Raw genomic sequence first — 13726 nt, forward strand, 5'->3', positions numbered from 1 at the left:
GGCACAAGGCCGCTCCTACACAGGAGACCGCGATCCTCTGTAGGAGCGGCCTTGTGCCGCGAAAGGGCTGCGCAGCAGCCCCACAGTCTCAAGGACACCCCTGCTCCAACAACCACCGCCGCACCATCATCTGCTGCTGTGCAGGCCGATCACGCAACAACGCCTGCAGCGACAGCCCCGCCTGCACCCCACGGACCACGGGCGCCAACTCAACCCCTTGCAAGTGCCACACCCCCAACGGCTGGTCTGCCGTCACCACCACCTCGGCCTCCTCCACGAAGCCATTACGCAACACCGGCCGACGCTCCACCGTCACAACGCTCCAGGCGGCCTGGGCATGGATCGGCTGCGTATCCGGCCATTCGCGGCGCGCAGCCCAGAACGCGGCCGTCGCCCGCGACTGCTCCTGATCGTGGAAATCCCGGCCAATACGGGCAAAGCGCAGGAACAGCTGCTCAATCCGTTCCTGGTGAAAGCGCAGCGCCTGGGCCGCGTGCTCAGGCCGCTGCAACAAGGTGTTGATCACCACCGGCGCCTGCAAGGCCGATGACAACGACTGGAAGATCCCGTTACCCGACAGCGGGTCTACCGCCATCGCCGCATCCCCCACCCGCAGCCAATCATCGCCTGCGCAGGCGCCGGCCAGGATCGCGGTGCTGCTACGGGCATGCACCTGCGCAGGGGCGAAGGCCTGCTCGCCGAACAGTTGCTCCACCAGCGCCGAACCACGCCGACGCTCGGCACAGTATTCGGGCAAGGCCGCCTTGCCCGGCAGCTGTGCCGCCGTCGCATCCAGCGTCACCTGCCAGTAGCAGCGGCCATCGGCCAGTCGCGCCATCCAGGCCCAGCCGTCGTCCAGGCTCTCCACCGCCGAGGCCGGCGTGCCGGGCGCTGCCTGCCAGAGGTTGAGCAGGCTGACGGTCTCCGGTCCGCGCAGGCGACCTTCGCTCAACGGCGCCTGGCGACCACGGGCCTCGACCAGGAAGTTACCGTGCAAGGTGCGACCGTCGTCCAGGTGTAACCGGTACCCCTGCCCCCGCGCCACCTCGCGCACACGCCCTTCGACCAGCTCGACACCGGCGCGGCGCAGGTCGTCGCGCAGGGCCTGGTCGAAACGCTGGCGATCGAGCAGGCATTCCTGGTTCGGTTGCAGCCGCTCGCCGTTCCAGTGCACCTGACGCGCGGCCGGCGTGGTGGCCTCGGCCAGGGCGGCGCCCAGGCCGGCATGACGCAGGCCCTCCAGCACCCGCTGCGACACGCCTTCCACCGCGGCGAAGCGGCGCCAGTCGGACACCACCGTGACGGCATAGCCCATCCGCCGCAGCCCCAGCGCCGTGGCTGCGCCGGCAGGTCCGGCACCGAGTATCAGGATGCTCGATTCAGACATTGATCAGCCCCTTGCGCTCAGGGCCGGCGAACGCCGCGTGGGTTTTCAGCCACCGCAACAGCGCCTCCCGGGTCATGCCGGGCTCCTCGCGCAGCAGGGCCGCCACCCGGCCGCTGAATGCGGCGCAGGCCAGGCTGGCTCCTGCCCCGCCATCGCTGCCGACCGCCGCGCCGAAATCGGCCTGGGCCGTGTCCAGCCACGACCACTGCCCGGCAGCGCAGCGGGCATCGCCGGTCACGCGGATGACCCCGGGGTAGCTGGCCGGGTACACCGGCTCGCCCCGCGCCGGACTGGAGGCGCACAGCAGCACCCCGGCGGCCACGGCTTCGGCACAGGCCTGGCGCAGCACCGGGCGGTCCTGGCGCAGGCCCAGGCTCAGGTTGACCACGCTCGCGCCGGCCTCCACCAGCCACAACAGACCAGCCGCCACCTGCAAGGCACTGGTGCTGCCCTGCCCGGCGAACACCTGGGCCAGCAGCACGGGCTGGGCGCCGGACTCGGCGCGCAGCCGCGCCAGCACGGCGCTGCCATGGCCCAGGGCGTCCGGCAGCGGGTCACCCTCGCGCAACATGCCCTCTTCGAGCCAGAAGCGACGCGCATCCAGCAGGCCGGCCGCCTGCTCCGGCGAGCAGCCGCTGTCGATCACGCCGATGCACGGTTCAGCGGCCATGGTCGGCGGGCTCCTTGCTGCGCAACTGTCCGTCCAGCAGTTCTAGGTGCAGGTCGGCATCGGCGAGGGTCGAGGCGCGGTGGCTGATGAGAATCCGCGTGCGCCCGGCGAACAGCTGGTCAATGGCGGCGATCACCTCGCGCTCGGTGGCTTCATCCACCGCCGAGGTGGCTTCGTCCAGCACCAGGATCGCCGGTTGCTGCAGCAGCGCCCGGGCGATGGCGATGCGTTGCTTCTGCCCACCGGACAGCTGCTGGCCACGCTCGCCCAGCAAGCCGTCGAGCCCCAGCGGCAGGCTCTGCACCAGGCTCTCCAGACGGGTCAGGCGCACCACCCGCTCGAGGTCGTCACGGCTGGCCTGGGGCGTGCTGTAGGCCAGGTTCTGCGCCAGGGTGCCGCGAAACAGCACGATGTCCTGGCTGACCACGGCGATGCGTCGCCGCAGGGCCTGCAGGTCGAGCTCGCGCAGGTCGACGCCATCGAGCAGGATGCGCCCGCCATCGGGGTCGTAGAAGCGTTGCAGCAGGTCGATCAGCGTCGACTTGCCGACGCCGGAGGCGCCACTGATGGCGACCTTGGCCCCGGCCGGCAGACTGGCATCGACCTTGTCCAGCACCTTGCCCTGGCGCCCGTCGTGGGCGAAGCACACCGCGTCCAGGCGCAGCTCGCCGGGCCCCTGCGGCATGGGCCTGGGATCATCCGCCTCGCGCACCGCGACCGCCTCCTGCTTGAGCTCCATCACCCGGCCCAGGCTCACGGCCATCCGCTGCACCGCCACGTACAGGCCCAGCAGGCTCTGCACCGGGCCGACGGCCATGCCCATGTAGGTGGAGAACGCGATCAGCGCACCCAGCTGCCAGGTCCCCTGGATCACCCACCAGCCGCCGACCAGGAATGCGCACGCCCGGCACCAGGAGGTCAGGGTGCCGGGCACCGCCTGGGTGAAGAACTCGGTGACCTGCACCTTGAGCAACTGCCCCATGTAGCCCTGGCCCAGCCGGTCGAGGCGTTCGGCCTCGCGCTGCTGTTGGCCGGCGGCCTGGATGAACTTCATCGCCGGCAGCGTCTCGACCAGGAACGACGACACGTCCGCCGAGCGCTCGCGCAGGCTGCGCACCTCGCGCTCGACCTTGCGCCGCATCCAGCGCAGCCACAGCACCTCGATCGGAATCAGCAGCGCCAGCAGCAGCGACAGCTGCCAGGACAGCATCAGCATCAGGGCCACGGCGCCGACCAGGCCGATCAGCGCCGACACCGCCGAGAACAGCGAGTCCACGGCAAACCGCTGGATCTCGGCGACATCGCCGTCCAGCCGCGACAGGATGTCGCCGGTGCGCCGCAGGCCGTAGAAGGTCGGCGACAGCCGTTGCAGGTGGCGGTACAGGTCATCGCGCAGGGCGAACAGGATGCGCCCGGACAGCCGTGTATGCAGGTAGCGGTTGACCCCGGCCAGCACGGTGCCGAGCAGGCCGGCGACGATCATGATTGCCGCCATGTGCCAGAGGGTCTGGTAGTCCTTGGCCAGCAACCCCTCGTCGATCAGGGTCTTGACCAGCCAGGGTTGCGCCAGGGCCAGCAGCGAGGCGCCCAGGGACAGCGCCAGCAGCACGCCGATGGCGCCACGGTGTGGACGCACGAAGCCATACAACCAGGCCAGCGCCTGACGCATCAGCGCCGGGTCGCTGGATTCGATCAGCCGGGAAAACAGTCCGCCCATGGCTCAACCACGCAACTGCTTGAGCTTGCGGTACAGCGTCGCGCGACTGATGCCCAGGGCCTCGGCCGCTGCCGAGACATTGCCCTGATGGCGGGCCAGGGCGGCGCGGATCAGCTCCAGCTCGTTGTCGCGCAGGCTGCCGGACGGCGCGGCGCCACTGGCCAGTTCATCGAGCAGGCAGTCGGTGAGATGGTCGAGGGTCAGCACCTGCTCGCCCTCCTCGCGCATCGCCAGGGCGGTACGCACCACCATCTCCAGCTGGCGGATGTTGCCCGGCCAGTCGAAGTTCTCCAGCAGCGCCACCAATGGTGCATCGAGGCTGACGCCCCTGGCCCCGGACTTGTCCAGCAGGCCCTGGATGAGCGTCGCCAGGTCGTCGCGCTCGCGCAGTGCCGGCAGGCGCAGGGATACACCGTTGACCCGGTAGTAGAGGTCTTCGCGGAACTGCTGGTCGGCGACCAGGCGCTTGAGATCGCGGTGGGTGGCGCAGATCAGCGCCACATCGATGTCCTGCTCCTCGCCGGCCCCCAGCGGCGCCACCCGGCGCTCCTGCAGGACACGCAACAGGCGCGCCTGCAAGGCCAGGGGCATGTCGCCGATCTCGTCGAGGAACAGCGTGCCGCCATGGGCCTGCATCAGCCGCCCGACCATGCCGCCACGGCGCGAGCCGGTGAAGGCGCCCTCGCGGTAACCGAACAGCTCGGACTCGATCAGGCCCTCGGGAATCGCCGCGCAGTTGACCGCCACGAACGGCTTGTCGGCCCGCGGGCCGGCCTGGTGCAGGGCACGGGCGGCGACTTCCTTGCCGGTACCGGTTTCGCCCAACAGCAGCACCGGCAAGCCATTGGCCAGGCCCTGGCGGGCCATGCGCAAGGCTCGGGCCAGGCGGGCATCGCCGCCGGCCAGGGCCTCCAGGGCCTGGGCCTTGGCCGGCTCAGCCGGCTTGGTGGTGAACGCCGGACCACTGACGCGGCCATGCCGTGGCAACTGCAAGGCGCGGAAGAAGAATTCGCCCTTGGCGGTCTGCACGCTGCTGACACCGCCCTGCCACAGGCGGGCAATGAATGCCGGCGAACGCTCGCCCAGCAGGTCGCTGCTGCGCCGCCCAAGCAGCGTCTGGCGAGACATCTGCAGCAGTTGGCAAGCATTGTCGTTGGCCGCCAGCACCTCGCCTTCCAGGCTCAGCGCCAGCAGGCCCTGCCAGGCACTGGCCAGGTACTGCGGCCGACTATGGAAGGCCAGCACCAGGTGCTCGGGGTGATACAGCCCGAACAATCGGCTTTCGATATTGCCGGCGGCCAGCAGCAGCGTGGAGAGGCTGTCCTGGGGCTGGGCCATGACGCCTTCACGGGTCACATCAAGCACACCGATCACTTCGCCACGCGGATCGCGCAGGGGCACCGAAGTGCAGGAGAACGGGCTGAGCCGGTCCAGGTAGTGCTCGCCGCAGTTGATCAGGGTCGGCTGGCCCTCGACCACCGCCGTGCCGATGGCGTTGGTGCCGCGCAGGGCCTCGCTCCAGCAGCTGCCCGGGTGCAGGTCGCGCAGGCCCTCGCGCTCGAGTGTCTGCTTCTGGCCCTCGATGGCCAGCACATTGGCCTGGGCGTCGCCGAGGATGACGATGCCGCTCTTGCCCTGGCGCTTGACCAGGTAATCCAGTTCGGGGGTGACCGCGTCGATCAGCAGGCGGTTGTGCTCCAGCAGCGCACGCAGGTCCAGGCCATGGCGGATGCCCAGGCCTACCTGCTCGCCCTGCAGGCAGTCCAGGCCGTGGCCGAGGCTGCGGCGCCAGGAGGCGTCGATCTCGTCACGCAGCATGCCGGAGGGCAGCTCGCCTTCACTGGCCAGCTTCAGGCGGACCAGGCGGGATTGCTGCAGCGGGTCGTTGGCGTTTGTTGTTGGAAGTTGTCGCGCCATTGCGTGCTCCAGGGGTGCCCCGCTCAGGCGGGGCAATGGGCATCGGTTTTTTCGGCAGTGTGCGTCAGAATTCGTTGGCAGTCATCTAGTACGCGCAAGCCACGCCAGCAGCCGTGGACCTTGCAATCCCCCCGCCGCACCGAGACAATGCGAGCAATTACCATTTACATCATGGATCCCGCTCTATGTCGACGCTCGACCGCTCGGCGCTGCACCAGCTGTACAGCGAGAACAACGGCTGGTTGAAAAGCTGGTTGCGCGCGCGCCTGGGCAATACCGCCGATGCGTCCGACCTGGCCCACGACACTTTCCTGCGGGTCATGACCGCCCGCAACCAGGCGCCCATCCGCGAGCCGCGCAGCTACCTCAGCGCCATCGCCCGCGCACTGCTGATCGACAAGGTTCGCCGCCGCGCCATCGAGCAGGCCTACCTGCAGGCCCTGGCCCTGCGACCCGAACCGGTCGAGGTGTCGCCGGAGATTCGCCTGTCGATCATCGAGATGCTGGTATCGGTCGATGCAATGCTCGACGAGCTCGGCCCCAGGACCCGCGACATCTTCCTCGCGGTGCAACTGGAAGGGCTGACCTATGCGGCGGTCGCCGAACGCTTCGACGTCTCGATCACCACGGTGAAAAACCACCTGATCCGGGCCATGACCCGCTGCCTGCTGGTGGTCGAGAGCTGAGGGCTGGTCAATGGATATGAAGACACTCGAAGCGGCCGCGACCTGGTACGTGCAGCTCAATGACGGTGATGCCGACACTGCACGGACCCAGGCCTGGCAGACGTGGCTGGCCGCAAGCCCGGCGCATGCCGAAGCCTGGACGCGAGTGGAGAAGCTTCAGCGACAATGGGCAATGGTGCCACGCCAGGCCGCGCTGTCGGGTTTGGGCGCGGCCCAGGCGCAGCGCCGCGAGGTGCTGAAAGTACTGGGCATGCTGCTGGCCGTCGGCGGCGGCAGCTGGCTGGCCAGCGAACAGGTGCCCTACAGCGCCCTCCTCGCCCAGCAGCGCACCGGCAGCGGCGAACGGCGCTCGCTGCGCCTGGAGGATGGCTCGCAGCTGGAGCTGAACGTCGACACCGCGCTGGATGTGCGTTTCGATACGCAGGTACGGGCGATCCAACTTTATCGCGGCGAGATCCTGGTCAGCACCGCCAGCGACCCCGCCCGGCGCCCGTTCATCGTGCACACCGACAACGGCAGCGTGCGGGCGCTGGGTACGCGGTTCAGTGTGCGGCAGCTAGCGGAGCAGACACGGGTCGGTGTGTTGCAGTCGGCCGTCGAGATTCGGCCCAAGCACCATCTCGACCAGGTGCTGCGCCTGGACGCAGGGCAACAGGCCGGCTTCGACCGCGACACGTTGGCCCGCGCCCAGCCCCTGCCCGCCGACTCGACGGCCTGGGTCCAGGGCATGCTCAGCGTCAACGACTGGCGCCTGGGTGACTTCATCGACGAGCTGGGCCGCTACCGAAGCGGGGTGCTGCGTTGCGCCCCGGCCATTCGCGGCATGAGCATTTCCGGCTCGTTCCGTATCGACGACACCGATATCGCCCTGGCGAACCTGCCCAAATCCCTGCCGGTGAAGGTGCGCTACCTGAGTCGCTACTGGGTCAGCGTGGAGCCTGCCTGAGCGAAAAAAGTTTTCCGCAATCTTGCTGATTTCGATTCTCGTCCGTCCATGACACAAGCCGCGACGACAGCGACTTTCCGCCATGACACGCAAGGATCACCCAATGCCCGCTCCCCACCCCACCGCCCGCCTGCACCTGGCCATCCGCCGGTTCGCCTTCGGCCTGTCCCTCGCCAGCGTGCCCTGCGCGCTGCTCGCGCCGGCCCATGCCATGGCCAGCAGCCAGAACACCTACCATATCGCCGCCGGCCCCCTGGGCAATGCGATCACCCAGTTCGGCGTGCAGGCGGGGGTAACCATCTCGTTCGACACCGAGCAGACCCGCCACCTCAACACCGCCGGACTCGACGGCAGCTACAGCGTCGAGGAAGGCCTGCTGCGCCTGCTCGCCAGCAGCGGGCTGCAAGCCCAGCGCCAGGGCAACGGCGGCTATGTGCTGGTGCCGGCCGACAATGGCGCGGCGATGGAACTGGGGCCGTTGACCATCGACGCCAACCGCCTCGATGCCACCAGCGAGGGCACCCAGTCCTACGCCGCGCGCGCGGTGACCATCGGCAAAGGCGTGCACAGCCTCAAGGAAACGCCGCAGTCGGTCACCGTGATGACCCGCAAGATGCTCGACGACCAGAACCTCAATACCCTGGAGCAGGTGCTGGACAAGACCCCCGGCATCACCGTCTACGACTCGCCCATGGGCGGCAAGTACTTCTATTCCCGTGGCTTCAACCTCGACGGCCAGTACCAGTACGACGGCGTGCCGCTGGATGTGGGTGGCAACTACGTGCAGGCCAACAGTTTCTCCAGCGACATGGCCTTCTACGACCGCGTCGAGATCCTCAAGGGCGCCGCTGGCATGATGAAGGGCTCAGGCTCCTCCGCTGGCGGCGTCAACTTCGTGCGCAAGCGCGGCCAGGACAAGGCCCACACCGCGCTGACCCTGTCCGCCGGCACCTGGGACAACTACCGAGGCCAGGTGGACGTCGGCGGCCCGCTCAACGAGTCGGGCACCGTGCGCGGCCGCGCCGTGGCGACCCTGCAGGATCGTCAGTATTTCTACGACAACGCCAAGCGCCAGGACCAGGTGCTGTACGGCGCCCTCGACTGGGACGTGACGCCCGACACAACCCTGGGCGTGGGCCTTGCCTATGAAGACGTCGACGCCTCGCCGTGCTATACCGGCCTGCCCCGTTATGCCGACGGCAGCGATCTGAAGCTGTCGCGCTCCACCTGCCTGGGCGCCACCTGGAATGACCAGCAGAGTCAGCGCATCACCGGCTTCGCCGACCTCAAGCATCGCTTCAACGACGACTGGACGCTGAACTTCGCCTCGGTCTACACCCACAACAACCAGAACATCGAATACGGCTATTCCGAGGGCGCGGTGCCGGTCGGCGCCAGCAGCGCCGGAATGCGCCGTATTGTCGGCCGGTTCGATTACGACCAGGACGACTACGGCTTCGATAGCTACGTCGACGGCAAGTTCGAGGCGTTCGGCCTCGAGCACGAGCTGATCGTGGGCGCCAACGCCAGTCGGCAGAAGACCCACGACTACTTCGCGCTGATGCCGCTCGGCGGCACCCAGAACCCCTTCGACCCGTCAGGGGCCTTCCCCCACCCGTCCAAGGACCAATTCCTGGCCAACCCCAGCCGTGGAGGCAGCGCGCCCAGCGACTCCACCACCAGCCAGTACGGCACCTACGCCACCCTGCGCCTGAAGCTGGCCGAGCCGCTGACCCTGGTGCTCGGCACGCGGGTGAGCTGGTACCGCAACCAGAGCGACTCCTACACCCAGGCCTGGGATTACTGGGTGCACAACCGCAGCCAGGAAAACGGCCAGGTCACGCCCTTCGCCGCCGTGCTCTACGACCTCAACGATGAGTGGACCGCCTACGCCAGCTACGCCGATATCTTCCAGCCGCAGAGCAACCTGGTGAATGCCCAGGGCCAGGCCCTGCAACCCAAGACCGGCGCCAACTACGAGCTGGGCATCAAGGGCGAACTGTTCGGCGGCGCGCTCAACACCGCCTTCAACCTGTTCCGCACGGTCGAAGAGCACCGCGCCGAAACCGACTACGCCGCCACCTGCATGGGCTCGGGCGACCAGTACTGCTACACCGATAGCGGCAAGGTCCGCGCCCAGGGCTTCGAGGCCGAGGTCAGCGGCTCGCCCATCGAGCGCCTGGAGCTGCTGGCGGGCTACACCTATACCCAGACCAAATACCTGAGCACCATCAACCAGACCGACCCGACCGAGCTCAACTTTACCTCCAGCTTCATCCCGCGGCACATGCTCAAGGTCTGGGGCGACTACCAGCTCGACGGCGCGCTCGAGCGCTGGACGGTCGGTGCCGGGGTTTCCAGCCAGAGCGACAACTTCCGCCGCCAGGGCAACCTGAGCATCGAGCAAGCGGGCTACACGCTGTGGAGCGGCCGCGTGCAGTACCGTCTCGACGAGCACTGGAGCCTGGCGTTGAATGGCAACAACCTGTTGGACAAGCGCTATTACGCGACCATCGGGGCCGCTGGCTGGGGTAACCACTACGGTGAGCCGCGTAACTTCATGCTGACGCTCAAGGGGAGTTTCTGATGGGGGCAGGATCGGCGCCGTAAGCGCCGGGGCTTTCAGGGTGTTCGCCGCGAAGGCTTCTGCGCCTGTGAGATCGAGCGCCGCCCGCGCGGCGCATCGCGGCACAAGGCCGCTCACACATCTCATGGTTGCCCGCCTTGGTACATGTCTTGAGACAGGTGAAGCGGCAGTGGTGGCCACGCTGAAACCGTGTCGGACCAACAAGGCGGACCAGGTAATGGCACAGGACTGACTGGCCCGAAACAGATGTGCGGCCTTGTGCCGCGATGCGCCGCGCGGGCGGCGCTCGATCTCATAGGCGCTGCAAAGGTTGCGGTGGACACCTGGGGGCCCTCACTCGGTCAACAGCCCTTGCCCCCAAAGACCTGAGAGGGCTGCCCGTAAGCACGCCAACGTTTCATCACCCGCGCTCTGCTCACGGCTTGAGGAAAGCCTCAACAGCGCTGACGAACCGCTCCGGCTGATCAACCGCCATCCATTCGGGTGAAATAAAACCTACTGTAGGTGCCGCCTAAGAAACCGAGCGCGGCCTGCGTGACGTTCGACTTTCCTGCCGCCACCAGAAATTTTTAACCGCTCGCTTCGGTGCCTCAACAGATAGCTATCAATTTTACTAGTATTTATTTTCAGGTAGCAGTGGAATGCTTATGTTCCAGACCGTAACTGCCGGACGGATCCAAATGTCTATTGATTCGAAGCGCACCTCGGGCGAAGTCTTGTCAGGCAATACTCTAAGCCGTGCACTACCAGACGTATCCGTCAGAAAAAAATTCAGATGCAGCTCGTACATCACCACTCTGATAGCCACTGAACAAAATCATTCACCCTCGAGCCTGTTCAAGTCCGCACATCCACGACGATGCATTGTCTATTCCCCCTATGGTTGGCATAAAGGTGTATTGGCGCTGCTTGGCTTTAACGGCGAGCCCTTTGATCCTTTGACGCAGCGCTATCACTTAGGTCACGGTTATCGGGCGTTCAGCCCCTCATTAAAGCGATTCAACAGCCCTGACAGCATTAGTCCTTTTGGTGCAGGCGACCTAAATCCATATATTTATTGCTTGGGGGACCCAGTAAACAACAAAGATCCAGATGGACACATTACAGTTGGGCAGTTTATTACAGACACCACCCGAACCATATGGCGCCTATTTAAGCCAACTAATCGTCAGATGATTGCATTTCATGGTAGCTCTTCGATTTATGAGAAATCGTTAGCTGCGGGAATCGACCCTAAAAATATTGGCGAAGGTATTTATGGAATCGGTTTCTACGGAACATTCGACTACAAACTGGCAACAGCTTACGCCGGCGCGAGCGCATCCCGTACCCGGTCAAAGGCGCGTGTTTTCAGGATATACACAGAGGACTTTAACAAGCTCACCAAAGGTAAGGATTTCGACTATGCCGGCGACAATAAAAATATAATAGTTTTTTTTGAAAGCTCATTTGACAAAATAAAAGTGTTACCCACAAAAGAATCAACACTATTTCGCAGAAATTCATATTATGAGCGCAACGCAGATTTAAACTCGAAATCAAGCGACATGCGAGCTGACGCCTGACCTGCGCGATATATAGCAAGTTAGAAAAACTCGTCAGTTGGGCGCGACGACTGCGAGGCCAATGAGTACTGTAGAATACGGTGCACATTCCTTTATAAACCTGCCTATCTGCATTCCGTCATGAGGCTAGGCGGTCCTTTTCGAACCGCCGGGCTCTGTTTCACACCTTCTTCAACATCCCCATATGCGCATCATCCATCAATGCCTTGGCCATATCGCTCAGGTAGTGCGATGCCCAGACCAGCACCGGCTCATTGTCCATCACACCGATGAAGGACGCCCGGCGGGCGCTGTCGAGCAGCACGGAGGCCTGCTCCATGGCGTGGCTCGCGCAGTTGCCGGGTTCTACGCGGAACAGGCGTGTACCTTTGGTGGCACCTTCCAGGCAGGTGCAGGTGCCGACGGTCCAGCCGAGCTGGCCGTGGTCTGCAGGGGTTTCGTTGTCCATTTGCGAAATCCTCTCTCTTGGAAAAGCCATAACTCGTTGATTTAGCTAGACCCTGTGGGAGCGGCCTTGAACTGGTCAAGTAATTTTGGACACCGGTTAAGGTTCATGCCGCTGCCTTGAGCTTTTCCTCCATGGCTACTGGCGTTTCATAGCCGTTGTAGCTGTGGAGGCGCTTGAGGTTGTAGCGCATCAGATAAGCCTGGATATCCACTCGTGCCTGCGCTTCGGTCTCGTAACCCTCTGCCGGCACCCATTCTGATTTCAATGCTCCGAAGAATCGCTCCATGGCAGCGTTATCCCAGCATTGGCCTCGATGGCTCATGCTCTGGTTCAAGTTGTACTCATCGAGCGCGGCTCTGAATTTATGGCTGGTGTACTGACAGCCCTGGTCTGAATGAAACATTACGCCCGCCGGCCTACCCCGCGATTCAGCGGCCATGCGCAGGGCGTTACAAGCTAAGTTGGCATCTGCAATCATCGAGAATGCCCAACCCACTACGCGACGGGCATAGAGGTCAATCACGGCGGCTAGGTACAGCCAGCGCCTGCCAACCTGGATATAGGTCACATCGCCACACCAAACCTCATTGATCGCCGAAACCTTGAAATTGCGCTTCAGCTGATTCTCGGCGATCAACGCTTCTGCCCCTGATGACCGATAGCGGTGCGGCCTGCGCTGTTTGCACTTCAGGCCAGCTTCACGCATTAGCGCACGCACCTTGTATCGTCCTATTTCATGGCCTTCGTGCCGCAATTCCTGCGCCAGGGTTCGCGAGCCAGAAGCACTTCGCGATGCGTTGAAGTGCTTGATTACCAGCAGGCGTAGCGCATCTCTTGCCGGGTTTTCACGTCCTTGCCGTTTGCGCCACGCATAGAAACTGCTGCGCTTAACCCCAAGCACGCGGCAGCAGTCGACAACAGGGTATTGCTCACTCAGCTCGTTGATCAGCGAGAACGATCTTTGGAGTCCCGAAGCAGGAGAGCACTGGCCTTTTTTAGGATTTCGATATCCCGATCCTTTTGCCGAACCAGCGCTTCGAGTTCTTCAATTCGTTGCTGCTCGGGTGTGATCGCTTTGGCTCCAGCCGGAACCTTACCGGCTCTCTCTTCACGCACCTGATCAACCCAGCGGCGAAGCGCGGTAGGGCCCAGCCCAAGGGCGGCACAGACCTCAGGAACTGACTGCCCACCGTCCAGCACCATTTCGGCAGCTTGGACTTTGTATTCTCTTGAATAAGATTTACGCACTGATTTTGCCTCCAATTGGGCGCCATCATAGCGCCCGATGAAGGTGTCCAAAATCATTAGGCCAGTTCACCTTGCGCCGCGAAAGGGCTGCGCAGCGGCCCCGACAATCTTGATTGCGGCGCGGAACCTGGGGCCTGTGGCAGCTCTATCAGTGCAATGTGTATGACGGCGGCCGCGCACTCATCTGTAGCTGAGCCAGTGCCGACTCCAGCAGCATGCGGGTGGCATCAAGCTCGTGCATCATCGTCAGCATCACCAGGGTGGCCGGTGATTTGGGCAGGTGGCTGAACGACTGATGGGCGACGGCCAGCGCGCACATGACGTACTCGGTGGCCTGGACGAGGGTGTCTTCAAGGAGATGAGGGGATTCAGCGGACGGGGGTGGATCTGGGACGATCTTCAACATGACTTCATACTCGACGTTCATGAATGATCAACCAGACACCCATTCACCTGCAGGAGGATGGGTGGCGGCTACGTGCGGGTCTGCAAGTCCGGGGAACATCGAGCGATAACCCGGCCGGCCCGAGGGCCAACCGCACGTAGCCACCATTG

12 protein-coding genes are annotated in these 13726 nt (G+C 64.6%); 4 read left to right on the plus strand and 8 right to left on the minus strand.

The features are described 5' to 3' along the window. Positions 1–88: 88 nt before the first annotated feature. The 4 genes from PRtIB026_RS17375 to PRtIB026_RS17390 are packed head-to-tail and all read right to left on the minus strand — an operon-like array spanning position 89 to position 5691. Entirely contained in the window at positions 89–1387 is a 1299-nt protein-coding gene (locus PRtIB026_RS17375) for an NAD(P)/FAD-dependent oxidoreductase (RefSeq protein WP_203652539.1), read from the minus strand. Next, positions 1380–2057: a S8 family serine peptidase gene (locus PRtIB026_RS17380; protein WP_203652538.1), complete on the minus strand. Its 678-nt coding sequence runs from the start codon at positions 2055–2057 to the stop codon at positions 1380–1382. Before PRtIB026_RS17380 ends, PRtIB026_RS17375 begins: the two co-directional genes overlap by 8 nt. Then, complete coding sequence (locus tag PRtIB026_RS17385; protein WP_203652537.1) at positions 2047–3774, minus strand: ABC transporter ATP-binding protein; 1728 nt, start codon at positions 3772–3774, stop codon at positions 2047–2049. The genes PRtIB026_RS17380 and PRtIB026_RS17385 overlap by 11 nt, the downstream gene beginning before the upstream one ends. Before the next feature lie 3 nt (positions 3775–3777). Further along, on the minus strand, positions 3778–5691 hold the full coding sequence (locus tag PRtIB026_RS17390; protein WP_232857252.1) for a sigma-54-dependent Fis family transcriptional regulator: 1914 nt from the start codon (positions 5689–5691) through the stop codon (positions 3778–3780). A gap of 185 nt (positions 5692–5876) precedes the next feature. Between PRtIB026_RS17390 and PRtIB026_RS17395 the strand changes: the two genes are divergently transcribed. From PRtIB026_RS17395 to PRtIB026_RS17410, 4 genes are all read left to right on the plus strand, one after another. Then, complete coding sequence (locus PRtIB026_RS17395; protein WP_203652536.1) at positions 5877–6377, plus strand: sigma-70 family RNA polymerase sigma factor; 501 nt, start codon at positions 5877–5879, stop codon at positions 6375–6377. Positions 6378–6387: 10 nt separating this feature from the next. Continuing rightward, the gene (locus tag PRtIB026_RS17400) at positions 6388–7323 is read left to right on the plus strand and encodes a FecR domain-containing protein (protein ID WP_203652535.1); all 936 of its coding nucleotides are present in this window, start codon (positions 6388–6390) and stop codon (positions 7321–7323) included. 103 nt (positions 7324–7426) lie between these two features. Beyond that, the gene (locus PRtIB026_RS17405; RefSeq protein ID WP_203652534.1) at positions 7427–9910 is read left to right on the plus strand and encodes a TonB-dependent siderophore receptor; all 2484 of its coding nucleotides are present in this window, start codon (positions 7427–7429) and stop codon (positions 9908–9910) included. Between the two features lie 647 nt (positions 9911–10557). Then, on the plus strand, positions 10558–11475 hold the full coding sequence (locus tag PRtIB026_RS17410) for an RHS repeat-associated core domain-containing protein (protein WP_244670992.1): 918 nt from the start codon (positions 10558–10560) through the stop codon (positions 11473–11475). 160 nt (positions 11476–11635) lie between these two features. Here the strand turns inward: PRtIB026_RS17410 and PRtIB026_RS17415 are convergent, their stop codons facing one another. The 4 genes from PRtIB026_RS17415 to PRtIB026_RS17430 all read right to left on the minus strand — a co-directional run bounded on the left by PRtIB026_RS17415 (position 11636) and on the right by PRtIB026_RS17430 (position 13577). Next, positions 11636–11923, minus strand: a complete 288-nt coding sequence (locus PRtIB026_RS17415; RefSeq protein ID WP_203652532.1) for a DUF3077 domain-containing protein — start codon at positions 11921–11923, stop codon at positions 11636–11638. 103 nt (positions 11924–12026) lie between these two features. Next, a complete protein-coding gene (locus tag PRtIB026_RS17420) occupies positions 12027–12872 on the minus strand; it encodes an IS3 family transposase (protein ID WP_324256565.1) in 846 nt (281 codons plus the stop codon). Further along, a complete protein-coding gene (locus PRtIB026_RS17425; RefSeq protein ID WP_075043813.1) occupies positions 12869–13228 on the minus strand; it encodes a transposase in 360 nt (119 codons plus the stop codon). Before PRtIB026_RS17425 ends, PRtIB026_RS17420 begins: the two co-directional genes overlap by 4 nt. Before the next feature lie 91 nt (positions 13229–13319). Beyond that, positions 13320–13577: a hypothetical protein gene (locus PRtIB026_RS17430; RefSeq protein ID WP_186712545.1), complete on the minus strand. Its 258-nt coding sequence runs from the start codon at positions 13575–13577 to the stop codon at positions 13320–13322. Positions 13578–13726 lie beyond the last annotated feature (149 nt).

The sequence above is a fragment of the Pseudomonas sp. RtIB026 genome (genome assembly GCF_016861355.2).
GTDB lineage: Bacteria > Pseudomonadota > Gammaproteobacteria > Pseudomonadales > Pseudomonadaceae > Aquipseudomonas > Aquipseudomonas peradeniyensis.

Excerpts from the sequence above, each read along its gene's own strand:
- PRtIB026_RS17375 (WP_203652539.1), bottom strand. The coding sequence starts at position 1,387 with ATGTCTGAATCGAGCATCCTGATACTCGGTGCCGGACCTGCCGGCGCA.
- PRtIB026_RS17380 (WP_203652538.1), bottom strand. The coding sequence starts at position 2,057 with ATGGCCGCTGAACCGTGCATCGGCGTGATCGACAGCGGCTGCTCGCCG.
- PRtIB026_RS17385 (WP_203652537.1), bottom strand. The coding sequence starts at position 3,774 with ATGGGCGGACTGTTTTCCCGGCTGATCGAATCCAGCGACCCGGCGCTG.
- PRtIB026_RS17390 (WP_232857252.1), bottom strand. The coding sequence starts at position 5,691 with ATGGCGCGACAACTTCCAACAACAAACGCCAACGACCCGCTGCAGCAA.
- PRtIB026_RS17395 (WP_203652536.1), top strand. The coding sequence starts at position 5,877 with ATGTCGACGCTCGACCGCTCGGCGCTGCACCAGCTGTACAGCGAGAAC.
- PRtIB026_RS17400 (WP_203652535.1), top strand. The coding sequence starts at position 6,388 with ATGGATATGAAGACACTCGAAGCGGCCGCGACCTGGTACGTGCAGCTC.
- PRtIB026_RS17405 (WP_203652534.1), top strand. The coding sequence starts at position 7,427 with ATGCCCGCTCCCCACCCCACCGCCCGCCTGCACCTGGCCATCCGCCGG.
- PRtIB026_RS17410 (WP_244670992.1), top strand. The coding sequence starts at position 10,558 with ATGTTCCAGACCGTAACTGCCGGACGGATCCAAATGTCTATTGATTCG.
- PRtIB026_RS17415 (WP_203652532.1), bottom strand. The coding sequence starts at position 11,923 with ATGGACAACGAAACCCCTGCAGACCACGGCCAGCTCGGCTGGACCGTC.
- PRtIB026_RS17425 (WP_075043813.1), bottom strand. The coding sequence starts at position 13,228 with ATGATTTTGGACACCTTCATCGGGCGCTATGATGGCGCCCAATTGGAG.
- PRtIB026_RS17430 (WP_186712545.1), bottom strand. The coding sequence starts at position 13,577 with ATGTTGAAGATCGTCCCAGATCCACCCCCGTCCGCTGAATCCCCTCAT.